Below are 21,374 nucleotides of genomic sequence, written 5' to 3'. Positions count from 1 at the left end.
GTCCCGCCGTGCCGCCACCGCCCCCGGTGCCCCCGGACCCCTACGCGAACTCGTCGAGCAGCTGGGCGCACCGGATCAGGCCCAGGTGCGAGTACGCCTGCGGGTGGTTGCCGAGCGCCCGCTCGGTCACCGGGTCGTACTCCTCCGGGATCAGCCCCGTCGGCCCGGCCGCGTCGACCAGGTGCTTGAACAGCTCCTCGGCCTCCGCGCGCCGCCCGGTCAACAGGTAGGCCTCGATCAGCCACGTGGTGCACAGGTGGAACCCGCCCTCACCGCCGGGAAGCCCGTCGTCGCGGTGGTAGCGGTACACCGTCGGCCCACTGCGCAGATCCGCCTCGATCGCCGTGACCGTGGCCTGGAAACGCTCGTCGGCGGGGTCGATCAGCCCGGACAGCCCGATGTGCAGCGACGCCGTGTCCAGGTCCTCGCCCTCGTAGGCGGTCGTGTAGGCCTGCGCGGTCTCGTTCCAGCCGTGCTCGAGCACCTGGTCGGCGATCTCCGCGCGCAGCGCCGGCCACGAGGTGTCGGCGTCGCGCCCGTACTGCTCGGCGAGCGTCAGCGCGCGGTCGAGCGTCACCCAGCACATGACCTTGGAGTAGACACGCTGCCGCGGCTCGTCGCGCTCCTCCCAGATGCCGTGGTCGGCCTCGTGCCAACGCCGGGCCACCGCCTCGGCCATGGAACGCACGAGGTCCCAGTCGCGGTCGGTGAGGTGGCCGCGGGCCTGCGAGAGCTTCGAGATGAGCTCGACGACGGGACCGAACACGTCCAGCTGCACCTGGTGGTCGGCGAGGTTGCCCACCCGCACCGGGCGCGAACCGGCGTACCCGGAGAGCGTGTCCACGACCTCCTCCGGGCCCAGGTCGGTGCCGCGCAGCGAGTACAGCGGGCGCAGCATCTCCGGGCCGGGCAGGGAGTCGACGACCCCGTGCACCCACTCCAGGAACGCCTCCGCCTCGTCGGTGGAGCCCAGGCTCACCAGCGCCTGCACGGTCATCGAACCGTCGCGCAGCCAGCAGTACCGGTAGTCCCAGTTGCGCACGCCGCCGATCTCCTCGGGCAGCGACGTGGTCGCCGCGGCCATGACCCCGCCGGTGGGGGTGCACAGCCCGCGCAGGGTGAGCGCGGAACGGGCGGCCAGGCCCTGGGCGGTCCCGGGGAGCGTGAGCGTGTCCAGCCACTCGGACCAGTGCGCCCCGGAACGCTCGCGCCGCTCGGCCTCGGTGGTCACGACCGCGTCCAGGGACTCGGTGCCGCAGCGCATCTCGAGCACGACCGGGCGCTCCGACGACGGGTGCACCACGGCGCGGGCGGTGTCGTTGGCGCCGTCGTGCTCGACGGTCCACTCCACCCCGGGAGAGCGCACGACCAACGGGTACTCGGCGCCCTCGACGCGCAGACCGCCCTCGACGGGGGTGATGCGCACGGACGCGCGCCCGAAGTCGGGGCGCGGCGCGAACTCGACGGAGGCGGGCGTGACGCCGCTGATGACCCGAACGAGGTCGGTGCGGCCGGCGGGGGTGTGGTGGGCGAGGTAGTCGGTGACCTCCAGGCGCGACCAGCGGGTGCGCACGGTCATCGTCCCGTCCAGGTACCGCTGCCCGAGCGGGCGTCCGCCGTGGGTGGGTGTGACGGCGAACCGGCCGGCCTGGCGCCCGCCGATCACCTCGGCGAACAGGGCGTCGGAGTCGGGTTCGGGGTGGCACATCCACAGCAGGCGCGCGTCCGGTCCCACGAGCGCGACCGACGACCGGTTGGACAGCATCGACATGCGCTCGATCGGGGTGGGCCGCTCACCGAAGACCCAGGACCGGCGCTCGTCAGCGAGGGAGGCCAGCAGCGCCGCGGCGGTCCGGGCGTCGGCGACCCGGTGCGCGGCGGCCGTGTACTCGGGGCCCACGCGCACGCCCGCGTCGGCGCCGGTGAGGTTCAGGAAGACGGGCTCCTCGCCCTCGCCGCCGCCGATGTACAGGATCGCGGTGGCCTCGGTCTGCTCGCGCAGGAGCTCCAGGGCCGCGGCCTTGTCGGCGGGCGGGGCGTCGGGGCCCTCACCGGAGTGGTCGGGGTCGATGGTGAGGTCGGTGTCGAACTCGGTCCCGTGCGCGCCGACGAGGCGGACCTCGGAGGGCAGGCGGGAGAGCACGGCCAGGTCGCTCAGGGGCCGTGCGGAGACGACGGCGCACACCGTCCCGGGCAGGTCGGCGAGCTCACGCAGGGCGCGGAGCGCCTCGGGGACGGGACGCCGGCGGTCGTCGTCCACGGGGGCGAGGGCGCCGTCGTAGTCGCAGGCCACGAGCAGCCGGGAGGTGCGGGCCAGCGCGGAGACACGTCGTCGCACGTCGAGCGGCATGGCCTCCGGAGTGGTGCGGGCCGATTCCTCGGTCCGGTTCGGAGCCGTCTCGACCGCCTGGGTGAGCGTCACGTTGCCTCCTCCGTCGGTCCATACTTGACCTGGGGACATGGGTGATCTGTGGGATTGCCGCGCAGATGGTGCCGGTTCGTACGGAACTGGTGTGAAGAACGTAGACCCAGGGCTTGTGGCGCGGGACGTGTACTCCGTGGGACGGCGTTGTGCCGGGAATGGGCCTGTTCCACACGAAGCCAAGGCGAGACTACCCGCGCTTTACGGGTCTCGGGTCCATCGGTGGCCGATGATGCGGATCACGAATAGGGACTGATTTGTCCCCGAAAGTACCGCCGCCCGGCCAGGGCCCACCACACCCCCGGACGCACGACGGCCCCGTCCGCACTCCCCGGCCCGGACGGGGCAGAGAACGTGGACGGGGCCGTCTCACATCGGCAGGGGCCTCAGACGGGCTTGCGCAGGTGGTGGACGAAGGCGGGCGGGACGTTGGCGTAGACCTTGTCCGACCGCACGCCGTAGCGGTCGATCCAGTCCTGCACGACCCAGCTGGTGCGGGCCTGGCGCAGGTAGTCCTCGCGGCGGGCGATGACCGCCTTGACCTCCTTCGTGTACAGGTACCCGTAGAAGGACAGGTAGCCGCCCGGCTCCAGGACGGAGAAGTAGTAGTCCAGGATCCCCTCGACGTCCTCGGCTGCGAAGTTGGCGAACGGCAGCCCCGAGGTGATGACGTCGTAGGTGCGGTCGGTGCCCATCTCGTCGACCATTTTGGCGTGCACCGTCGAGTTGGCCTCGATGCGCGCCAGGTCGGGGTCGGTGGTGAGCAGCTCCTCCAGGTGGGCGGCGAACTCCGGGTTGGACTCGACCAGGTCGGCGGTGTCACCGGGGATCATCGCGTCGGCGAGGCCGCGTGTGATCGCGCCGGTGCCGGCGCCCACCTCGAGGATGCGCAGGGGCTGCCCCGGCACGGGGCGCTCCCTGACGTGCTCGGCCATGGCGTGGGCGAGGGCGGGGCTGCTGGGCACGACCGAGCCGGTCGCCTTGAACGTGCGGAGAGCCTGACTGAAGAAGAGCCTGGTGTCTCGCAGGCGCTCGTCCAACCGGAGGGCGGAGCAGGATCCGGTGGGGCTGTGTGTCTCGGACATACCCGCACGCTAGCGCCTGCCGGGGTCCCGGGGGTAGCGGCGTAGGGCGTGTTCTGCCCGGGAACGGCCTCCCCGGCCTGTGTGAAGGCCCACCGCACCCCCGGGAACCGTCGCCGGTGGGACGGGGCCCGTTCGGTGGAACCCTTCCGCCGTTTCCCTAGGGTGGGCGCATGAGTCAGAGCAGCCCGGCCCCGCCCACCCGCCCCTGCACCGCCCTGGTCACGGGCGCCTCCACCGGGATCGGGGCGGAGTACGCCCGCCGCCTCGCCCAGCGCAGCTACTCGCTCGTCCTGGTCGCGCGCCGGGCCGAACTGCTCGAGGCCCTCGCCGAGGACCTGCGCGCACGCTGCGGGGTGGCCGTGGAGGTCCTGCCGGCCGACCTCGGTTCCGTGGAGGACACCGAACGGGTCGCCGAACGCCTCCGTGTGGAGCCCGGCGGCGACCTCGCCCCCGTCGACCTGCTCGTCAACAACGCGGGGCGCGGCGACGGCGGCCCCTTCACCGAGCAGGACCCTGACGACATGGACGCCATGATCGACATCAACGTGCGCTCGGTGCTGCGCCTGACCCGGGCCGTGCTCCCGGTCCAGATCGCCCGGCGCGCGGCGGGGGAGACCGACGGGCTCGGCGTCATCACCGTGTCCTCCCTGGCCGGCGAACCCGTGGTCAACCCCGGGGGATCGGTCTACGGGGCCGGGAAGAAGTTCCTCACCCTGTGGAGCGAGAGCGTGGCCGCCGAGGTGCGGTCGGCCGGGGTGAGCGTGACCGTGGTCCTGCCCGGGTTCGTGCGCACCGACATGACCCGCGGGGTACAGGAACGCGGTCTCCCCGAGGTCGCGTTCGTGCCGAAGGAACACATCGTGCGCGACTCCCTCATCGCCTGGGCGGCCCGGCGCCCCCGCGTCGTCCCCGGGCTGCAGTACAAGACCGGCGACGGGCTCCTGAAACTGCTGCCCCGGTGGCTCGTGCGCGCCGTCGCGCGGCGTATGGCCTGACGCCGGGCCGGGGACGCGGCGGACCGGTGTCCACATGCCGGGACACCGGGGGGTCGGTGGACACTGCGGTCACCGTGACGTCCTAGGCTGGAGGTGCACTGCCGGTCGAGGAAAGAGACCATGAAGACCTTCGAAGAGCTGTTCGCCGAGCTGTCCGAGAAGGCACGCTCCCGCCCCGAGGGGTCCGGGACCGTCGCCCAACTCGACGCCGGTGTCCATGCCATCGGCAAGAAGGTCGTCGAGGAAGCCGCCGAGGTCTGGATGGCCGCCGAGTACGAGTCGGACGAGCAGGCCGCCGAAGAGATCTCGCAGCTCCTCTACCACCTCCAGGTTCTGATGCTGGCCCGCGGCCTGCGCCTCGAGGACGTCTACAAGCATCTCTAGGCCGGTGCCGTGGGCACCGGCCGAGCGACGTCCCGAACACCGCAGAACCGACCGAGGAAGCACACCGACATGCCCGAGATGCTGCGAATCGCCGTGCCCAACAAGGGCCAGCTCTCCGAACCCGCCGTGGAGATGCTCCGCGAGGCCGGGTACCGCCAGCGCAGGAACAGCCGCGACCTGGTGATGGTCGACCCGGACAACGAGACCGAGTTCTTCTTCCTGCGCCCCAAGGACATCGCCGTCTACGTCGGCGAGGGGATCCTGCAGGCCGGCATCACCGGCCGCGACATGCTCCTGGACTCCCAGGCACCCGTGGACGAGGTCCTCGCGCTGGGCTTCGGCGGGTCCACGTTCCGCTTCGCCGCGCCCGGCGGCGGTGACATGACCATGGAGGACCTCCAGGGCAAGCGCGTGGCGACCTCCTTCGACGAGGTGCTGCGCTCCTTCCTGGCCGAGCGCGACATCGACGCCCGGGTGATCCACCTGGACGGCGCCGTGGAGAGCTCCGTCAAGCTCGGTGTCGCCGACGCCGTCGCCGACGTCGTCTCCACCGGCACCACGCTGCGCCAGGCCGGCATGGAGATCTTCGGGGAGCCCATCCTGCAGTCGGAGGCGGTCGTCATCCGCCCCACCGGCGCGGAGCCGGACCCCAAGGTCGAGACGCTGCTGCGCCGCCTGCGCGGGGTGCTGGTCGCCCGCGACTACGTGATGATGGACTACGACGTCCACGCCGAACAGCTCGAGGACGCCGTCGCCCTCACCCCCGGCATGGAGGGGCCGACCGTCTCGCCTCTGCACCGCGAGGGCTGGGTCGCCGTCCGGTCGATGGTCCCGCGCAAGAAGGCGCAGGCGATCATGGACGACCTCTGGCAGATCGGCGCCCGCGCCATCCTGGTCACCGACATCTACGCCTGCCGCCTCTGAGGCAGCACGCACGTGGAACGGGCCCCGCCGGATTCTCGGCGGGGCCCGTCGTCGTCCACGGGGTCAGGCCTTCGGAGCCTTCGGCCGGGACTGCAGCGCCGCCCAGATCAGCGGGATCTGCAGCGGCACCCGGCCCCAGGCCAGGGCCTTGCTGTCGGCGGGGCCGGGGAGGCGGCCCGAACCGGAGTCCAGGGCCATCTGCACGTTCGCGGGCCACACGGCGAGCAGGAGCGCGGCGCTGGCCGGACCCGCCCACTTCTGCCGGGTGACCAGGCCCGCCCCACAGGCGAGCTCCGCGACACCGCTGCCGTACACCCACGCGCGGGGCTTCGGCAGCTGTCGGGGCATGATCTTCTCGAAGGGCTTGGGCGCCGCGAAGTGCAGCACGCCCGCGGCCAGGAACACGCCGCCCAGGGCCAGGGGTGCGCGCTCGCGCAGGCGGGCCGTGAGGCTCCGCCCGGTCGTCCGTTCCGTCATGGGGACTCCTCTCGTCGGTCGCGCCACGCCCCCAACCTAGGGCCGACCCCTCCGGGGCCCCGACGGCGGGTCACGGACTCCGGTGCGTCACACGCTCCAGGAACGCGGGGTGAGGATCTCGGTGACGACCTGCTCGGTGACGCCCAGCGCCTCGGCGGCGACCTCGGCCTCGTGTTCGTCGAGCGGCTCGTCCTGTGCGGCGGCCGGCGCGGCGGCCAGGGCCAGGGCGGCGGCGGAGACGGTGGTGATCAGGGCGCTGCGGGCGCCACGGGCGCTGCGGAACACGGCATCCTCCATACGTCAAGGCGATAAGACATCACGGAGAGTAATCGTCAGCCCTGTGTCCGGCCAAGGGGAACACCCGTGTCAGCCGGAGCCCGGGACGATGGTGAGGGTGTGCTCGTCGCCGGGTTCGGCGCCGCGGATCTCCACGGAGAGGATCCGCAGCTCCTCGTCCCAGTCCGCGTCCCACTCGGCGTCCGTGCGCAGGTCGAGCTCGCCCTCGTCCGGGACCGCGTCGGCGGGCAGGTACACCTCGGTCGGGCCGTCCACCCCCGCGCGTTCGGCCCAGCTCACCTGCAGGGTCTTGCGGCCGGGGTCGTAGCCGATCTCCTGCGGCTGCCCCGCGACGGCACGGGGGTAGGGGCGGTCCATGACGTCGGCGAGGGGGCCCGGGGTGAGGTCCTCGTCCGCCCACGGGCCCCACCCGTCGTGGTCGTTGGACCAGTAGGCACGCCCCGACGACATCCGCTCGGTCTCCTCGAGCATGCGCTCGACGTAGCGCTCGGCGCCCGGCCCGGACATGTCCAGCCCGAACTCGCCCAGCACGATCGGGGCCTCCAGGCGCTCGGCGGTGGTGCGCACGCTGTCCGACCACACGTCGATCGAGGCGTCGACGGTCTCGCCCGTGCCGCCCTCGTAGGCCTGCCCGAGATCCATGGGGAGCGGGTAGACGTGCGGCGCGTAGACGATGCGCGGCTCGCCCTCGCGCGGGTCCTCCAGGTGCGGCAGCGCCGACGGGAAACCCCAGTTGACGCCGACGGCCTGCCCCTCGACGAAGATCCACGTGTCCTGGTCGACCTCGCGGATCCGCTCCATGCTCCGCCGGTACAGCTCTGCGAGCGGGCCGGCCTCGAAATCGGGGCCCTGCAGACTGCCGCCGAAGGGCTCGTTCATGAGGTCGTAGCCGAGCACGGCGGGTTCGTCCGCGAACCGGTCGGCCAGGTGGCGCCAGGCCTCGGCGTAGTCGTCCATGAGGCCGGGGTTCTCGCCGGTGGTGTTCCAGAAGTGGTCGAAGGCGCGCATCACGCCGGGCTCGAGGTAGACCAGCTCCCACTGCTCCTGCGACTCCACTCGGAGCCCGTCGTTGTGGGTGGCCCACTCGGGGGCCCCGTTGCCGGAGTGCTCCGAGGGGCTGGTGTAGCGCCCGTAGAGGTCCTGGTGCATGTCGATGAGCACGTGGTACCCGAGGTCGGCGTACCAGTCGACACGTTCGGCGACGGCATCCAGGTACTCCTCGTCGTAGGTGCCCCGTTCGGGTTCGAGCGCCTGCCACTGCACGAGGAGGCGCACGAAGTTGGTCCCCATAAGGTCGTACTCGGTGCGCACGTCCTCCTCGGTGATCCACGGCAGCCGGTCCGGGTCGTCCTTGGCCGACCCCGAGGTGTTGAACCCGTGCAGGAACAGCGCCCGGCCCTGTTCGTCGGTGATGTAGCGCGTGTCCGTGTCCGTGTGCTCGCGGGTGAGGACCGCGAGCAGCCCGGGCAGCAGCAGGGCGAGCGCGCACAGGACGGCGGGCAACAACAGGCGGCGCTTCACGGTCGTCCCTTCGGGGGGTGGGACAAGGGGACCTACGCCACTACTCTCCAGAACGTGAAGGTTCTGCGCAACAGCCGTGTCCCCCTCGCCGTCGGAGCCGCAGCCCTCCTCCCGTGTGCGTTCTTCGGCAGCACCGCGTTGGTCACCTGGATCGCCGCCCACGCGGCCTGGCTGACCCTGCCCACCGCCCTGGGCGCGCCCTTCGCCGTGCCCCGGCTCTCCCTCGTGCCCTTCGGTGAGCGCCCCGGGGCCACCGTCGCCGTCGAGCTCCTGGCCGTCGTGGTGCTGGCGGTGGTCGCGGCGGCCTGGACCGCGCGTGCCCTGCGGCGCCGCCCGGACCCCGGCCCGTGGCGCTCCTCGGCATCGGGGTGGTGGGCCTTCACCGTCGGGCTCGCCGCGGCGAACGTGCCGCGGGCGCTCGTGCCCGCCTGGGAGATGGGCCTCGGACCGCTCGGTTGGTACGGCATGCTCCTGGGCGGCCTGCTCGCCGCACTGCTGTGGGGGCTCCTGCTCGGCTGGGTGTGCGTCCTGCCCCGCCTGCTCCTGCGCGCGCCCACGCCCCTACCCGCGCGCGAGCCCTAGCCGGTGCACCACACGGAGCCGGAACAGCCCCGGCGGCGCACGGGGTTCTCGGCAAAACCCGGTAACACCGCGGATCCGGTGCGGGCACGGGCACAATGTGGGGATGGACCAGCCGACGACAGCCACCACGCCCGGCCCCGACGGCGAGACGGTCACTCTCGCGCGGGTCACCGGCGAGACCGGGGGCGACCTCGTGCTCCGGCGCGTGGGTGCGCACTACGAGATCTACAGCAACGGGCTCTTCCTCATGGACACCCGCGACGGCACCTCCGAGCGGGAGATGGTGCGGGCGAGCCTCACGGCCCTGCCCCGCGGCCGCTCCCGCGCCCGGGTCCTCATCGGCGGGCTCGGCGTCGGCTTCTCCGCCCGCGAGGCGCTCGACCATGCCCGAGTCTCCCGTGTGGACGTCGTCGAGCTCGAACCGCAGGTCATCGACTGGCACGAGGGCGAGCTCGGAGAGGCCGCCGGGTACGTGCACCAGGACCCCCGCTGCCGGGTCCACAACGCCGACCTCGTCGCGTGGCTGACCGAGGCCTCCGGCGCCGGGGAGCCGGAACGCTACGACGCCATCTGCCTCGACACCGACAACGGCCCCGACTGGACCGTCGTCGAGGGCAACAACCACCTCTACGGCGCCGACGGCCTCGACCGCCTCACCCGCCTGCTCGCGCCCGGCGGGGTCCTGGCCTTCTGGAGCGCGAACGAGGTGGCCGCCTTCGAGACGGTTCTGCGCGAGCGGTTCGCGACCGTGGACGTGGTCGAGGTCCCCGTCGCCCGGGGTGTGCCCGACGTCGTCTACCTCGCGTCCGACCCGCGCTGAGGCCTCACGCGGGGCTCACGCGCGGGTGCGCCCCATGTAGGCGGTGAACTCCGCCAGGGACACCCGGTCGTCGCCGTCGGTGTCCATATCGCGCACGGCGGCGACGGCCTGCTCCTGCGTCGTCTCCTCGCCCAGGTTCTGCATGAGGGAGAGGAACTCGTCGGCGGAGATCAGGCCGTCACCGTCGGCGTCCACCAGGGAGAAGGTGGCGGCGTAGTCGGTCTTCTCGGGCATCGGTTCGCTCCGGGGATCGGGGGCAGTTCCCGGGCAGAGTACCGCCCCCGGCTCCCGGCCGGGGGCCGTCGGCCCGTCGAAGGCGCCTACTTCTGGATCGAGGCGCGCGAGCCGATCCAGCGGGCCGCGATCGTGAACAGCAGCACCAGCGCGAACAGGCACAGCGCCGCGCCCCAGGCGCGGTCGATGCCGGCCTCGAAGGGCTGGGCCGCGCCCCGGTAGAGCTGCAGCGGCACAGAACCCTGCGGTTCGCCCTGGAAGGACGTCACGATCAGCCCGGACCCGAACGCGGTCAGCATCAGCGGCGCCGTCTCACCGATCCCGCGCGCGATCGCCAGCATCGACCCGGTCGTCAGTCCGGGCGCGGCCGCGGGCAGCACCGTGCGCATGATGGTCTGCCACTTGCGCGCGCCCAGGCCGTAGCTGGCGTTGCGCATCTCGTCGGGCACCAGCCGCAGCATCTCCTCCGCGGACCTCGTCACGATCGGCAACATCATCACGCCGATCGCGACGGCGCCGACGAAGGTGCCGAAGCCCAGTCCGCCCCAGCCGATCACCAGCAGCCCGTACACGAACAGACCCACGAAGATCGAGGGGATCCCGGTCATCACGTCGGTGAAGAACCGGATCGAGGAGGCCAGCCGGTTGGGGCCGTACTCCACGACGTAGACGGCGGTGGCGATGCCGAACGGGATCGACATGAGGATCGCCAGGGCCATGATGTACAGCGTGCCGACGAACCCGGCCACGTACCCGCCGCCGTCGCGGCGCGGGGGAGGCTCGGTCTCGGTGAAGAACTCCAGGTTGACCACGCCGATGCCGCGGTTGACGACCTCGAAGATGATCAGGAACAGCGGGATCATCGCCAGCACCATGGCGCCGGTCAGGACCACGGTCGCGGTGCGGTTCTTGAACCGGCGCAGTCCGGAGCCGGGGGGCAGTTGGCTCAGCGGCGCAGGCGCGGACGGCGCGGGCCGGTCGGTGGTGACGCTCATACGGCGGCGTCTCCCTTCGTCTGCCCCAGACGCCAGACGATGACGCGGGCGAGGATGTTGACGATCATCGTGACCAGGAACAGGGCGACACCGATCGCCATGAGGGCGGTCCGGGTCTCGGGGGTGGCCTCACCGAAGGTCGCGGCGATGTGGGAGGCCATGCTGCTGCCGGTGCCGAAGAGGCTGGCGCCCCAGGCCTGCGATCCGCCGATGAGCATGAGCACCGCGATGGTCTCGCCGAGCGCGCGCCCGAGGCCGAGCATGGCTGCGGCGACGATGCCGGAGAAGCTGGCGGGCAGCACGACCTTGGTGATGACCTCCCAGCGGGTGGAGCCCATCGCGTAGGCGGCCATCTGCTGGTCGAGGGGCTGGACGGCGATGACCTCGCGCACGATCGCGGTCATGATCGGCAGGATCATGATGGCGAGCACGATGCCGGCGGGCAGGTAGCCCACCCCCAGCACGGGCCCCTCGAACAGGAAGAACCACCCGAGGACGCCCTCGAGCCAGTCGAAGAAGGGCCGCATGACGTTCGGCAGGAACCAGTGCAGGCCCCACAGGCCGAAGATGACGCTGGGCACCGCGGCGAGCAGCTCGACGGTGTACGACAGCGGCTTGGCGAGCCGGGGCGGGGCCATGTGGGTCAGGTAGACCGCGACCATGATCGACAGCGGCAGTGCGATGACGATGGCGATGGCGGCGGTGACCAGGGTGCCGTAGATGAACGGCCAGGCCCCGTAGGTGCCGGTGATCTCGGTGCGCGATCCGCCGCTGGTCCACTCGTCGCCGAGGAGGAAGCCGAAGAAGCCCTCCTTGGCGAAGACCGGCCAGGCCTCGGAGGTCGTGCGGATCACCATCAGGGCCAGGATGATCAGGACGAGGGTCCCGCAGCCGGCGACGATCCACTTGAAGATCGGGTCGGCGAGTCGGCCCCGGCCGGAGGTCAGCGTCCCCCTCCGGCGTTCCTCTGGGGCCTGCGGGGCCTCGGGGGCCTCGGTGGGCATGTGCTTCTCCTCAATGGCTTTCGTGGGGAGCGGAGAGCGTGGCGGCGGTGCCCTGCTACCGGGCACCGGGTGCGGGGCCGGGCCGCGCTGCCCGGCCCCGCTGCTGGGGGTGCTTACTGGTCGCCGTTCTCGGCGTCCGCGTCCTCGGAGCCCTCGTCCTCGGAACCGGCGCCGTCCTCGGCGCCGCCCTCGGAGTCGCCGCCCTCACCGGCGCCGTTCTCGGAGTTGGTGCGCTCCAGCTCGGCCACGACGCGCTCGGTGAGCTCGTCGCCGAGGGGCGCGTAACCGAGCTCGCCGGAGATCTCCTGGGCGGACTCGTCGGTCAGGGCCCAGGTCCAGAAGTCGACGAGGGCGTCGGCGGTCTCCTGGTCGTAGCCGCAGGTGTAGGTGAAGATCCAGTTGGTGCCCGCGATCGGGTAACCCTCACCGCCGATGTCGTCGATGTGGAACTGGAAGTTGTCCGGGACCTCGGCCTCCTCGGAGGCGGCGACCGTCGACTCGGTGGTCGGCTCGATGGGCTCGCCGTCGGCGTTGACGACGTGGGCGAGCGCCATGTCCGACTCCTGGGCGAAGGACTGGTTCACGTAACCCAGGCCGCCCGGGTTCTGCGTGATGCCCTGCGCGACGCCGTCGTTCTGCTGGCCGCCGACGAGGCCGGAGGGCCAGTCGAGCTCCTTGCCCTCGCCGAACTCCTCGTCCCAGGACTCGACCTCGTGGGCGAGGTAGTGGGTGAACACGGCGGTGGTGCCGGAGCTGTCGGAGCGGTGGACCGGGACGATCTCGTCGCTCGGCAGGTCCATGTCCGGGTTGAGCTCGGCGATCGCCGGGTCGTCGAATGTGGTGATCTCGCGGGAGTAGATGCCGGCGAGGACCTCGGGGTCCAGCACCAGCCCGTCGAGCTCGGGGTTGTTCATCGCGATGACGACCGAGCCGAAGGTGACGGGGAACTGCAGCGCCTCGCAGCCGCGGCTGTCGGAGGCCTCCTGGAGGGCGTCGTCGTCGAGGAACTCCTCGGAGGAGCCGAAGTCGACGGTCTCCTCCATGAACTGCTCGATCCCGGCCCCGGAGCCCACGCTCTGGTAGTTGATGCTGGTCTCGGGCTGGACGTCGTTGGTGTACGTGTAGATCCAGTCCTGGAAGAGCGGGTCCGGGAAGCTGGCGCCCGCACCGGTCAGGGACCCGGTGAGGGTCTCCGCGCTGGTGTTGGCGTCGTCGGTTTCGTCGCCCCCGTTGCTGCACGCGGCCGCGAGCAGGGGGATGGCCGCCAGAGCGGCGAGCTTGGAACGCCCGTTGCGCATGTCCTGTTTCTCCTCGTCGAATCACCACTGTCGGGGCTGACGTAAAACGACAGTAGAAGTGGAGAACGTCGCCGGACCATCGTTTCGGAGGCGGGGTGGTGGAAAGCCGGTGAATGGGCGGTTAATCGAGGTCACCATCGGATCACGGGCCGTGTGTCGGCGTTTTCTGCGCCGACCTCGATTTTTTCATTGGGGCGGTCTTGAACTGCACGAACGCCGACTGCACCGGCGTTCCCCGCCGGTGTGCGTCCATTCTTCCGCGAGTTTTCCGCGATGGTGTCAGTTCATGTATGCGTTCATCTCGTCGCCGAGGGTGTCCGGAAAGTGAACGGGGTGGACGGGAGGCGCGGAAACACGTTCCTTGCCGCCTCGTGAGAAACGTTCCCCGGGGTTCATCCGCCGCTGCCCGAGTCGAGCCGGTAACCGATCCCGCGCACCGTGTGGATGAAGCGCGGCCGGGACTCGGAGTCGCCGAGCTTGTGCCGCAGCCGCCGGATGTGCACCGCGATCGTGTTGTTCACCGGGGGCAGGGGTTTGTGCCAGACACCGGTCCACAGCTCCTCGCGGCTGACCACCCGGCCGTCGTTGCGCAGCAGGAAGTCCATGATCCCGAACTCGCGCAGCGCCAGGTCCACGGGCGTGCGGTCAACGAACAGCCGGTGACCGAGCGCGTCGAGCTCCAACGCACCCGCCCTCACCACCGCCGGAGCACCGTCGCCGTCACCGTGCTCCCCGGCCGGCAGGGAACCGCGCAGCAGCGCCGCCAACTCCGGGATCCGGTACGGCCGGCTCACGCAGGCCGTCGCACCCGAGGCCAGGGCCCGCACGGCCCGCTGCGAGTCGCCGGTACCCACCCCGATGAGGATCGGGATGTCGGTCACGCGCCGCATCACCCGCACCAGTGTCTCCAGCTCCACCTCCGCCGGGTCCGCGCTGGTCAGCACGGTGTCGGGGCGGGCCATCCCCACACGCAGCAGCGCCTCGGCGCCGTCCGCGCACACGGTGATGTCCACGTCGTGTCCGCTCAGGGACAGCACGAGCTGGTGCGACTGCTCCGACTCCGGTTCCACCAACAGCACCCGGAGCGGTGACCCGGCCGGGTCCGGCACGTCCGGTGCCTCCGCGGGCCGAGGGACCGATGGTGTGAGAGCGGGCATGGGGGGTCCACTTCGTCGAAGGGATGTGCGGGTCCCGGGGCTGGGGCGGCTCAGCCGAAGCGTCCGGCGATGTAGTCCTCGGTGCGCTGGTCGGAAGGCTTGCTGAAGATCGTGGACGTCTCGTCGTACTCCACGAGGTTGCCGAAACGGTCGCCGGCCTCGTCCACGGACGCGGTGAAGAACGCGGTGCGGTCCGAGACGCGCGCCGCCTGCTGCATGTTGTGGGTGACGATGACGATCGTGTACTCGCTCGCGAGCTCGTACATGAGGTCCTCGATCTTGAGGGTCGCGATCGGGTCCAGGGCCGAGCACGGCTCGTCCATGAGGATGACCTCGGGGTTGACCGCGATCGTGCGCGCGATGCACAGGCGCTGCTGCTGGCCGCCGGACAGCGCGAACGCGTTGTCCTTGAGCTTGTCCTTGACCTCGTCCCACAGGGCGGCCTTGGTCAGGCTCTGCTCGACGATCTCGTCCATGTTGCCGCGCATGCCGTTGATGCGGGGGCCGTAGGCGACGTTGTCGTAGATCGACTTGGGGAACGGGTTCGGCTTCTGGAAGACCATCCCGATGCGGCGGCGCACCTCGATGGGGTCGACCTCGGGGGCGTAGAGGTCCTCGCCGTGGTAGGTCACCTTGCCCTCGACGCGGGCGCCGGGGATCAGGTCGTTCATCCGGTTCAGGGTGCGCAGGACCGTGCTCTTGCCGCAGCCGGACGGGCCGATCATCGCCGTGATCTGCTGCGGGCCGACCTTGAGGTCCACGTCGCGCACGGCCCGGTTGGTCCCGTAGACGACGGACAGTCCGGACACGTCGAAGACGGGCTCGCCCAGCTCGGGGGTGGACCGCCCCTTCGCGGCGGTGTCGGGCGCCGTGACACCCGACTCGGGGTCACGGGGGTTCGCGGCGGTGTTGCTGACAGACATGGAGCCACTTCCGGGGTTCGGGCTGCATTCGGGCCGCAGCCGGGAGCTGCGTGGTCGTTATCCATGCAAAGGGGTCGGCGTGAAGCCGTGGTGAACGAGCCCCGTGGCAAAGGTGAACGCGGGAGGTGGACTGGGAGTCCCCGGTCACCGAAGGCGTGCCCGGACGTCACCGCCGCGTCCGACGTCCGTCCCCGGCGCCACCCCGGAAAACACGACGGGACCGGCCCCGCACCTGGCGGGGAACCGGTCCCGTGGAAACCTGCGGGGAGCGTCAGGCCTGCTGCTCGCCCTCCTGGTCGTCCTGCTCGGCGATCTTCTGCCGGACCTCGTCCATGTCCAGCTCCCGGGCCTGGGTGATCAGGCTCTCCAGGGCCTCCGAGGGCAGGGCGCCCGGCTCGTTGTAGATGACGGTGCGGTCGCGCACGATCATCAGGGTCGGGATGGACTGGATCTTGAACTCGAAGGCCAGCTCGCGCTGGGCCTCGGTGTCCACCTTCGCGTGCACGATGTCGGTGTGCTTCTCCGAGGACTGCTCGAAGACGGGCGCGAACTGGCGGCAGGGACCGCACCAGTCCGCCCAGAAGTCGATGAGGACGAACTCGTTGTCCTGCAGCGTCTCCGCGAAGTTGTCCTTGGTGAGCTCGACGGTGGCCACGTGGTCTCCTTGTGCGTTGTGCGTCGCCTACCCGGCCTTACTACCAGGCGTTCTCCGGTCAACACAGCCACCTCCCGACCGCATTCCGGGCAGGCCCCGGGCCCCGTGTCCACGGCCTCCGCACACTGCCTACCGGGTCGGAAGGGAAGGAGGGGGTTGACTGGGGGGTCGGAGAACCGGCCTGACCAGGGAGGCAGACGATGGAGACGGGCACACCGGAACCCGGGGGAGCGACGGTCGAGGGCGGTTCCGGGGACGTCGACTACCGTTTCACCCTCGCCAACGAACGCACGTTCCTGGCGTGGGTCCGCACCGCCCTGGCACTCCTCGCCGGCGCCGTCGCCGTCCTGCACCTGCTGCCGTTGGAGTGGAGCGAGGCGACCCGCACGGCCGTGGGTCTGCTCTTGGCACTTCTGGCCGGGGTCATCACCGTCTACGCGCCGGTGCGGTGGGTGCGGGTGCAGAGGGCGATGAGCCGGGGCGCTCCGCTCAAGCTCAGCCTGCTGCCGCTCATCACCACGTTCGCGGTGGCCCTGGTGTCTCTGCTGGTCCTGTTCGGGAACCTGCTGTGAGCACCCCCGGAGAACGCACCGACCCCGGCCTGCAACCGGAACGCACGCTGCTGTCGTGGCAGCGCACCCTCGCGCTCGTGCTGGTGGTGGGGCTGCTGTACCTGCGGGGCTCGATCGTGCCGGGAGAGGGAGCCGTGCCGGAGGCCCCGCCCCAGCTGCGGATCGCGGTCATGGTGGTGCTGCTCGTGGTCTTCACCGTCATCGGCGCCCACCTGTGGCTGCGGTGGCGCCGGAGCGGCCTGGGCACACACGACCCCGACACCGGCGGCCTGCCCGCCAATGTGGCGCGGCCGTGGGCCATGGTCCTGATCTGCGCCGTGTCGTTCGCGCTGAGCGCGGTCCTCGTCGTGACCGTGCTCGTGCACTGAGGCGGGCCCCGCCGGGGCACTCGTGGGTGCGCCCCGGCAAGGCCGAGGACGGGCCGCTACACGGCCGCCGTGGCTGCCGCCGCCGCGGGCCCGGCCGTCGGGACGGGACGGTCGAGGGCCGCGCCCCTGTGGTCGACGATCGACCTGATGATGGCGTCGAGGTCCCGGGTGGGCTCGTAGCCGATGAGCTCCCCGGCCAGCGAGGTGTCGGGGAACCGGCGCTGCATGTCCTCGTACCCCTCCCCGTAGGCCTGCTCGTAGTCGACGAACGTGATCGCGCTGTCGGATCCGGTGAGCTCCACGACCCGGTCTGCGAGCCCCTTGATGGAGACCTCCTCGCGGCCGCCGAGGTTGACGGCGCGGTTGAAGGACTGCGGGGTGTCCATCAGGCGGGTCATCGCCGGCACCACGTCGAAGACCGAACCGAAGCAGCGGCGCTGGGTCCCGGTCCCGTAGACGGTGATCGGCTCCCCGGCCAGGGCCTGGTCGACGAAGCGCGGCACCACCATCCCGTACCGTCCGGTCTGGCGCGGTCCCACGACGTTGAAGAACCGTGTGATGACGCACGGAACGCCCGACTCCGCGCCGTGCACGTAGGCGACCAGCTCGTCCAGGCCCTTGGCGGCGGCGTAGGACCACCGGCTCTTGGTGGGCGGGCCGTAGATGCGGTCGGCGTCCTCGGTGAGGCCGTCGGCGTCGTTCTTGCCGTAGACCTCGCTGGTGGAGGCCACCATGTAGGGCACGCGGTGGCGGACGGCCGCCTCGACGACGTTCTCGGTGCCGTGCAGGTTGATGCGCAGCGAGCGCAGCGGTTTGTCCACGATGTTGTAGACCCCCACGGCGGCCGCCAGGTGGTACATGGCGTCGGCCTCCGCGACCAGCCCGTCGACGAGCTCGCGGTCCAGGATGTCGCCCTGGACGAAGGTGAAGCGGGGGTCCTCGCCGAGCTGGGCCAGGTTGGCCATGGACCCGGTCGACAGATCGTCGACGACGGTGACGGTGTGCCCCTGGGCGATCAGATGGTCGCACAGGTGCGAGCCGATGAAACCGGCTCCACCGGTGACTACAGCCTTCATTGTTCCCCTCCATGCGGGCGGTGTGGTGTTCTCTCGTGTGTGGTCTGCAGGGGTCGGCCCTGTGCGTGCGCGGTGCGGCTCACACCAGCTGGCGCAGGACGTGGTAACCCTCGCCGTGGGCGACCCCGGCCTGCATGCCGCGGAGCGCGGCGAGGCTGCGCAGGGTCAGCTCCGACCGGGTGTGCGGGTGTTCGTGGCTCTGGGACCCGTACAGCTGCATGCCGGCGAGCTTGGCCTCGAGGTCCTGCTCCCGGAGCCCGACGATCAGGTTGGGCGGCACGACCGCGTCGGTGCGCCACTGGTCGGCGGCCTCCTCGTAGGCCAGCACCAGCCTCGGGTGGTGGCGCAGCCGCAGGTCGGAGGGGCGCAGCGACGTGTGCACGGCCTCGGCGACGACCTGGTGGTCCTGGTTGTAGCTGGTGCGGTGCGGGGCGATGACGACGGTCGGGCGCAGCCGGGAGATCGACAGCGGGCTGTCCCGCTCGATCAGCTGGTTGAGGTCCAGGCGCGCCACGGTGTCCAGGCGCAGGTGGTGCTGGTCGCCGGGCAGCGCCATGTGCCAGTCGTCCCACCGGAAGTGGTCGGCGACCTTCTTGATCTCGGTGTGGCGCTCCTGCGCCGTCGAGAAACCCTTGGGCGACTGGTCTGCGGTGTCGCCCACGGTGATGAACTGGACGTAGACCTCGGCGCCGGCGTCCTTGGCCCTGCTCATGAGGCCGCCGCAGCCGAGGGTCTCGTCGTCGGGATGGGGCGCGAAGATGAGGACGCGCTCTCGGGACCAGTCCGTCGTCATGTCCAGTTTCCGTCCTTTGCTCTGTGGAGGGGGGTTCAGAGCGGTCGCCGGGCGCCCCGGAGCAGCCCGAGCGAGTCCGGTCCCGCGTTGAACAGCAGGTCGATCGCGGCCAGGTGCGAGATGAACCCGTCGGCGCCGCGGTGGTGCTGGCGGTAGACGGGGTGCTCGAAGCCCTGCCACTCGACCTCGACCCCGTGCTCCTTCAGCAGGCCGGTGTCGAGGTAGTCGCGTGCGCCGCTGCCCGAGATCAGCGTGTCGGCCCCGGCGGCGGCGCAGACCTGGGCGATGAGTTCGCTCTTGCGTCCGGGGAACTCACCGAGCCGGCTGGCGCGGACCACGGGTGTGTCGATCCCGAAGGCCTCCAGGGTCAGGCGGGTCGTCGCGATGGACAGTTCCGCCAGGTCGTCCCACCGCTGTTCGTAGATTCGGGATATGCGTTCGCGGTATTCGTCCAGATACGGGGTTCCCCGGTAGCTGTGGTCGAGGATCGCGCGAAGGTGCTTCGATCTCCATTTCTGGGTGTTGTCGATCCGCTTGTCCAGGATCACCTCATGGCGTCCTGCCTGGATGACGGGCACGGTGAGTAGTTGTGTCCCACCGTCCCCGGCTATGTGGTTCCGGTTCTGCCAACCCCGACGTTCGAACTGGACCGTGTCGAGGACGACATACAGGTCGGAACGGTCGATCTTGTCGATCAGGCCCAACCAGGGCATGTAGTGCGGCTGATGGACGCACGCGATGCGTTGGCCTGCGCCTTTGGGTGGAGTCCCCGCGGCGGTGGCCTGGTGCGGCTGTGGCCCGAGGGGAATGCTGGGTGATTTGGGCAGAAAAGCACCTGGCGCGCTGATGATTCTCCTCCGTCGGATCGCACACGTACTCGTCGGCGTCGATTCCGGGCGATCGTGATAAACCGGAGCCGATCGTCACCGTTCGAAGCCCACCGCACATATCTTCTAATGGGTACCAGCAGATACAAGCCCGTGCAGAATATTCGTGTGGCCTCCATAGGCCACGAAAGCTTGTGAACCCATCGGTCGCGAGGGGCGTCAACCCAACGCCGGCTTTGCGGATTCATGTCGGCCCGAAACCCAGAACTTTCGGAGAGGTCCCAGGACTGTGCGAAGCATGCGTTTCATCCTCGGCGTGCTGGTCGGGCTGGTCGCCCTGGCCCTGGCCGCCGCCCTGTTCGTCTACTGGTTCGACTTCGCCACGGGCGTCGCGGCGGCGTCCGGGCTGGGCGCCCTCGGCTACGTCTTCCTGTGGCTGGCCTTCGGCGCGAACCTGCTGCTCTGGACGGTCGTGGGCCTACTGCGCCTGGGCGAGGACTCGGTGCGCTCCGCGGCCTCCCGGCGCCGTGTCGCCAGGGCCGGGCGGGCACAGGTCGAGCCCGAGCTGGAACGGGTACTGGTGGGGGCCGGGGCCGGTTCGGGGCCGCTTCCGGACACCGTGGAGGACGGACCGGAACCCACCGGGAACCCCGTTGCAACCACCGACGCGGACGACGGTCCCGCCGACCCGATCGACCCGGAGGACCTCTCCATCGCGGTGGTGATCCCGGCGCACAACGAGGAACCCGTCATCGAGGCGGCCATCGCCTCGGCCCTGCGCCTCTTCGCGCGGTGGGACGTCTACGTGGTCTCCGACGCCTCCGCCGACACCACCGCCGAGATCGCAGCTGGCACCGGCGTCAACGTGCTGGAACTGCTCAACAACCGCGGCAAGGCCGGCGCGATCGAGGCCGTCGTCGAGGAGTTCGGCCTCACCGATCACTACGACGGCGTGCTCATCCTCGACGCCGACACCGAACTGGACGACCGCTACGTCGAGGGGGCCAGACGCCAGCTCGCCGAGCCCGACGTGGCCGCCGTCGCCGGGTTCGTGGTCTCCGAGTGGAAGCCGGACGAGCGCAGCTTCGTGGGGCGCCTCATCTCCGCCTACCGCGACCGGCTCTACTTCATGCTCCAGTACCTCATGCGGTTCGGGCAGACCTGGCGGCACGCGAACGTGTCCTTCATCGTCCCGGGCTTCGCCAGCGTCTACCGCACCAGCGCCCTGCGCGAGATCGACATCAACCCGCGCGGCCTCGTCATCGAGGACTTCAACATGACCTTCGAGGTGCACCACAAGCGCCTCGGCCGGGTCTCGATGAACCCCGACACCAAGGCCTACAGCCAGGACCCCTTCACCCTGCGGGACTACTACCGCCAGGTCAGCCGCTGGACCCTCGGGTTCTGGCAGACCATCCGCCGGCACAAGCTCTGGCCCAGCAGCTTCTGCGCCGCGCTGGTGCTCTACGTGTTCGAGGTCGTGGTCGTCTCGCTCGTGCTGCTCGCGACCGTGCTGGCGGGTGCGTTCGTCGCGCTGGGCACGTTCGGGGGAGACGCCGTCATGGCGCTGCCCTTCTTCGAGGACGGTTTCACCGCGGTCAGCGCGTTCCTGCCGCTCAGCGCCGTGCTCATCGGGCTGTTCGTACCCGACTACATGCTGACCTGCCTCATGGCGATGGTGCGGCGGCGCCCGTCCTACCTGGTGTACGGGCTGTTCTTCTTCCCGGTGCGCATCGTCGACGCCTTCCTCGCGCTGCGCACGATCCCCAAGGCGTGGACGGCGCGCTCCGACGGCCGCTGGTCCAGCCCCGTGCGTGCGAAGCAGGGCTGACACGTGCCCGCCGAACAGGGGTGACGTGCGCGACCGTGTGAGATGGCGCCGCCTGCAACGGCCCCGGATCGGGGTGGTCGCGGGCGGCGTTTAGCCTCGTGGGGAGAGGCCCCGCCGTCCGCAACGCGGGGCCG

The 21,374-nt window shown here is 70.7% G+C and carries 23 protein-coding genes; 8 read left to right on the top strand and 15 right to left on the bottom strand.

All coding sequences use genetic code 11. The annotated features are described in order from the left end of the window. Positions 1-40: 40 nt before the first annotated feature. Together IDM40_RS20135 and IDM40_RS20130 are read right to left on the bottom strand one after the other, a co-directional pair. Complete coding sequence (locus tag IDM40_RS20135) at positions 41-2,422, bottom strand: trehalase-like domain-containing protein (RefSeq protein WP_193123582.1); 2,382 nt, start codon at positions 2,420-2,422, stop codon at positions 41-43. A gap of 386 nt (positions 2,423-2,808) precedes the next feature. Then, entirely contained in the window at positions 2,809-3,507 is a 699-nt protein-coding gene (locus IDM40_RS20130; RefSeq protein ID WP_193123581.1) for a class I SAM-dependent methyltransferase, read from the bottom strand. Between the two features lie 170 nt (positions 3,508-3,677). Between IDM40_RS20130 and IDM40_RS20125 the strand changes: the two genes are divergently transcribed. From IDM40_RS20125 to hisG, 3 genes are all read left to right on the top strand, one after another. Continuing rightward, positions 3,678-4,502: an SDR family NAD(P)-dependent oxidoreductase gene (locus IDM40_RS20125; RefSeq protein ID WP_193123580.1), complete on the top strand. Its 825-nt coding sequence runs from the start codon at positions 3,678-3,680 to the stop codon at positions 4,500-4,502. 120 nt (positions 4,503-4,622) lie between these two features. Then, a complete protein-coding gene (locus IDM40_RS20120; protein ID WP_014913038.1) occupies positions 4,623-4,886 on the top strand; it encodes a phosphoribosyl-ATP diphosphatase in 264 nt (87 codons plus the stop codon). Between the two features lie 69 nt (positions 4,887-4,955). After that, entirely contained in the window at positions 4,956-5,810 is an 855-nt protein-coding gene (hisG, locus tag IDM40_RS20115; protein ID WP_193123579.1) for an ATP phosphoribosyltransferase, read from the top strand. A gap of 63 nt (positions 5,811-5,873) precedes the next feature. Here the strand turns inward: hisG and IDM40_RS20110 are convergent, their stop codons facing one another. The 3 genes from IDM40_RS20110 to IDM40_RS20100 form a co-directional block, all read right to left on the bottom strand. Beyond that, positions 5,874-6,287, bottom strand: coding sequence for a DoxX family protein (locus tag IDM40_RS20110; RefSeq protein WP_193123578.1), 414 nt, complete (start codon positions 6,285-6,287; stop codon positions 5,874-5,876). Between the two features lie 87 nt (positions 6,288-6,374). Further along, positions 6,375-6,584, bottom strand: coding sequence for a hypothetical protein (locus IDM40_RS20105; protein WP_193123577.1), 210 nt, complete (start codon positions 6,582-6,584; stop codon positions 6,375-6,377). 69 nt (positions 6,585-6,653) lie between these two features. After that, the gene (locus tag IDM40_RS20100; protein WP_193123576.1) at positions 6,654-8,105 is read right to left on the bottom strand and encodes a cellulase family glycosylhydrolase; all 1,452 of its coding nucleotides are present in this window, start codon (positions 8,103-8,105) and stop codon (positions 6,654-6,656) included. 54 nt (positions 8,106-8,159) lie between these two features. Here IDM40_RS20100 and IDM40_RS20095 point away from each other — a divergent pair, with 54 nt between their 5' ends. Both IDM40_RS20095 and IDM40_RS20090 read left to right on the top strand, forming a co-directional pair. Beyond that, positions 8,160-8,687, top strand: coding sequence for a hypothetical protein (locus tag IDM40_RS20095; RefSeq protein WP_193123575.1), 528 nt, complete (start codon positions 8,160-8,162; stop codon positions 8,685-8,687). Positions 8,688-8,790: 103 nt separating this feature from the next. Next, entirely contained in the window at positions 8,791-9,507 is a 717-nt protein-coding gene (locus IDM40_RS20090; protein ID WP_193123574.1) for a spermine/spermidine synthase domain-containing protein, read from the top strand. Between the two features lie 15 nt (positions 9,508-9,522). Here IDM40_RS20090 and IDM40_RS20085 read toward each other — a convergent pair whose 3' ends face one another. The 7 genes from IDM40_RS20085 to trxA all read right to left on the bottom strand — a co-directional run bounded on the left by IDM40_RS20085 (position 9,523) and on the right by trxA (position 15,773). Beyond that, positions 9,523-9,741 (bottom strand): EF-hand domain-containing protein, encoded by a 219-nt coding sequence (locus IDM40_RS20085; protein WP_193123573.1) that lies wholly within the window; start codon positions 9,739-9,741, stop codon positions 9,523-9,525. A gap of 86 nt (positions 9,742-9,827) precedes the next feature. Next, positions 9,828-10,736, bottom strand: a complete 909-nt coding sequence (pstA, locus tag IDM40_RS20080; protein ID WP_193123572.1) for a phosphate ABC transporter permease PstA — start codon at positions 10,734-10,736, stop codon at positions 9,828-9,830. Next, complete coding sequence (gene pstC / locus IDM40_RS20075; protein ID WP_193123571.1) at positions 10,733-11,740, bottom strand: phosphate ABC transporter permease subunit PstC; 1,008 nt, start codon at positions 11,738-11,740, stop codon at positions 10,733-10,735. The genes pstA and pstC overlap by 4 nt, the downstream gene beginning before the upstream one ends. Before the next feature lie 113 nt (positions 11,741-11,853). Next, positions 11,854-13,038, bottom strand: a complete 1,185-nt coding sequence (pstS, locus tag IDM40_RS20070; RefSeq protein ID WP_193123570.1) for a phosphate ABC transporter substrate-binding protein PstS — start codon at positions 13,036-13,038, stop codon at positions 11,854-11,856. 392 nt (positions 13,039-13,430) lie between these two features. Continuing rightward, positions 13,431-14,195 (bottom strand): response regulator transcription factor, encoded by a 765-nt coding sequence (locus IDM40_RS20065; protein ID WP_193123569.1) that lies wholly within the window; start codon positions 14,193-14,195, stop codon positions 13,431-13,433. Between the two features lie 50 nt (positions 14,196-14,245). Beyond that, positions 14,246-15,118, bottom strand: coding sequence for a phosphate ABC transporter ATP-binding protein PstB (gene pstB / locus IDM40_RS20060; RefSeq protein WP_193123568.1), 873 nt, complete (start codon positions 15,116-15,118; stop codon positions 14,246-14,248). 271 nt (positions 15,119-15,389) lie between these two features. Continuing rightward, positions 15,390-15,773, bottom strand: a complete 384-nt coding sequence (gene trxA, locus IDM40_RS20055; protein ID WP_193123567.1) for a thioredoxin — start codon at positions 15,771-15,773, stop codon at positions 15,390-15,392. A gap of 200 nt (positions 15,774-15,973) precedes the next feature. On the opposite strand from trxA, the gene IDM40_RS20050 reads away from it, so the two are divergent. Continuing rightward, the gene (locus IDM40_RS20050) at positions 15,974-16,345 is read left to right on the top strand and encodes a YidH family protein (protein ID WP_193123566.1); all 372 of its coding nucleotides are present in this window, start codon (positions 15,974-15,976) and stop codon (positions 16,343-16,345) included. Beyond that, positions 16,342-16,713, top strand: coding sequence for a DUF202 domain-containing protein (locus IDM40_RS20045; protein ID WP_193123565.1), 372 nt, complete (start codon positions 16,342-16,344; stop codon positions 16,711-16,713). Before IDM40_RS20050 ends, IDM40_RS20045 begins: the two co-directional genes overlap by 4 nt. 56 nt (positions 16,714-16,769) lie before the next feature. On the opposite strand, the gene IDM40_RS20040 is transcribed toward IDM40_RS20045, so the two are convergent. The 3 genes from IDM40_RS20040 to IDM40_RS20030 form a co-directional block, all read right to left on the bottom strand. Next, the gene (locus IDM40_RS20040) at positions 16,770-17,789 is read right to left on the bottom strand and encodes an NAD-dependent epimerase/dehydratase family protein (RefSeq protein WP_193123564.1); all 1,020 of its coding nucleotides are present in this window, start codon (positions 17,787-17,789) and stop codon (positions 16,770-16,772) included. 79 nt (positions 17,790-17,868) lie between these two features. Beyond that, complete coding sequence (locus IDM40_RS20035) at positions 17,869-18,582, bottom strand: PIG-L deacetylase family protein (protein WP_193123563.1); 714 nt, start codon at positions 18,580-18,582, stop codon at positions 17,869-17,871. 35 nt (positions 18,583-18,617) lie between these two features. Further along, positions 18,618-19,295 (bottom strand): WbqC family protein, encoded by a 678-nt coding sequence (locus IDM40_RS20030; protein WP_193123562.1) that lies wholly within the window; start codon positions 19,293-19,295, stop codon positions 18,618-18,620. Between the two features lie 412 nt (positions 19,296-19,707). Here IDM40_RS20030 and IDM40_RS20025 point away from each other — a divergent pair, with 412 nt between their 5' ends. Further along, the gene (locus IDM40_RS20025) at positions 19,708-21,240 is read left to right on the top strand and encodes a glycosyltransferase family 2 protein (protein ID WP_216631050.1); all 1,533 of its coding nucleotides are present in this window, start codon (positions 19,708-19,710) and stop codon (positions 21,238-21,240) included. Positions 21,241-21,374 lie beyond the last annotated feature (134 nt).

This window comes from Nocardiopsis coralli (assembly GCF_014892575.1).
Taxonomy (GTDB): domain Bacteria; phylum Actinomycetota; class Actinomycetes; order Streptosporangiales; family Streptosporangiaceae; genus Nocardiopsis; species Nocardiopsis coralli.
Note: the sequence above shows the minus strand (reverse complement) of the source record. Positions and strands in the feature narration are given on the sequence as shown.

Coding starts and splice junctions, on each gene's coding strand:
- pstS (WP_193123570.1), bottom strand. CDS start 13,038: ATGCGCAACGGGCGTTCCAAGCTCGCCGCTCTGGCGGCCATCCCCCTG.
- IDM40_RS20085 (WP_193123573.1), bottom strand. CDS start 9,741: ATGCCCGAGAAGACCGACTACGCCGCCACCTTCTCCCTGGTGGACGCC.
- IDM40_RS20120 (WP_014913038.1), top strand. CDS start 4,623: ATGAAGACCTTCGAAGAGCTGTTCGCCGAGCTGTCCGAGAAGGCACGC.
- IDM40_RS20050 (WP_193123566.1), top strand. CDS start 15,974: ATGGAGACGGGCACACCGGAACCCGGGGGAGCGACGGTCGAGGGCGGT.
- IDM40_RS20105 (WP_193123577.1), bottom strand. CDS start 6,584: ATGGAGGATGCCGTGTTCCGCAGCGCCCGTGGCGCCCGCAGCGCCCTG.
- IDM40_RS20110 (WP_193123578.1), bottom strand. CDS start 6,287: ATGACGGAACGGACGACCGGGCGGAGCCTCACGGCCCGCCTGCGCGAG.
- IDM40_RS20035 (WP_193123563.1), bottom strand. CDS start 18,582: ATGACGACGGACTGGTCCCGAGAGCGCGTCCTCATCTTCGCGCCCCAT.
- pstA (WP_193123572.1), bottom strand. CDS start 10,736: ATGAGCGTCACCACCGACCGGCCCGCGCCGTCCGCGCCTGCGCCGCTG.
- pstC (WP_193123571.1), bottom strand. CDS start 11,740: ATGCCCACCGAGGCCCCCGAGGCCCCGCAGGCCCCAGAGGAACGCCGG.
- hisG (WP_193123579.1), top strand. CDS start 4,956: ATGCCCGAGATGCTGCGAATCGCCGTGCCCAACAAGGGCCAGCTCTCC.
- IDM40_RS20130 (WP_193123581.1), bottom strand. CDS start 3,507: ATGTCCGAGACACACAGCCCCACCGGATCCTGCTCCGCCCTCCGGTTG.
- IDM40_RS20030 (WP_193123562.1), bottom strand. CDS start 19,295: ATGCCCTGGTTGGGCCTGATCGACAAGATCGACCGTTCCGACCTGTAT.
- IDM40_RS20090 (WP_193123574.1), top strand. CDS start 8,791: ATGGACCAGCCGACGACAGCCACCACGCCCGGCCCCGACGGCGAGACG.
- IDM40_RS20025 (WP_216631050.1), top strand. CDS start 19,708: ATGCGTTTCATCCTCGGCGTGCTGGTCGGGCTGGTCGCCCTGGCCCTG.
- pstB (WP_193123568.1), bottom strand. CDS start 15,118: ATGTCTGTCAGCAACACCGCCGCGAACCCCCGTGACCCCGAGTCGGGT.
- IDM40_RS20040 (WP_193123564.1), bottom strand. CDS start 17,789: ATGAAGGCTGTAGTCACCGGTGGAGCCGGTTTCATCGGCTCGCACCTG.
- IDM40_RS20125 (WP_193123580.1), top strand. CDS start 3,678: ATGAGTCAGAGCAGCCCGGCCCCGCCCACCCGCCCCTGCACCGCCCTG.
- IDM40_RS20065 (WP_193123569.1), bottom strand. CDS start 14,195: ATGCCCGCTCTCACACCATCGGTCCCTCGGCCCGCGGAGGCACCGGAC.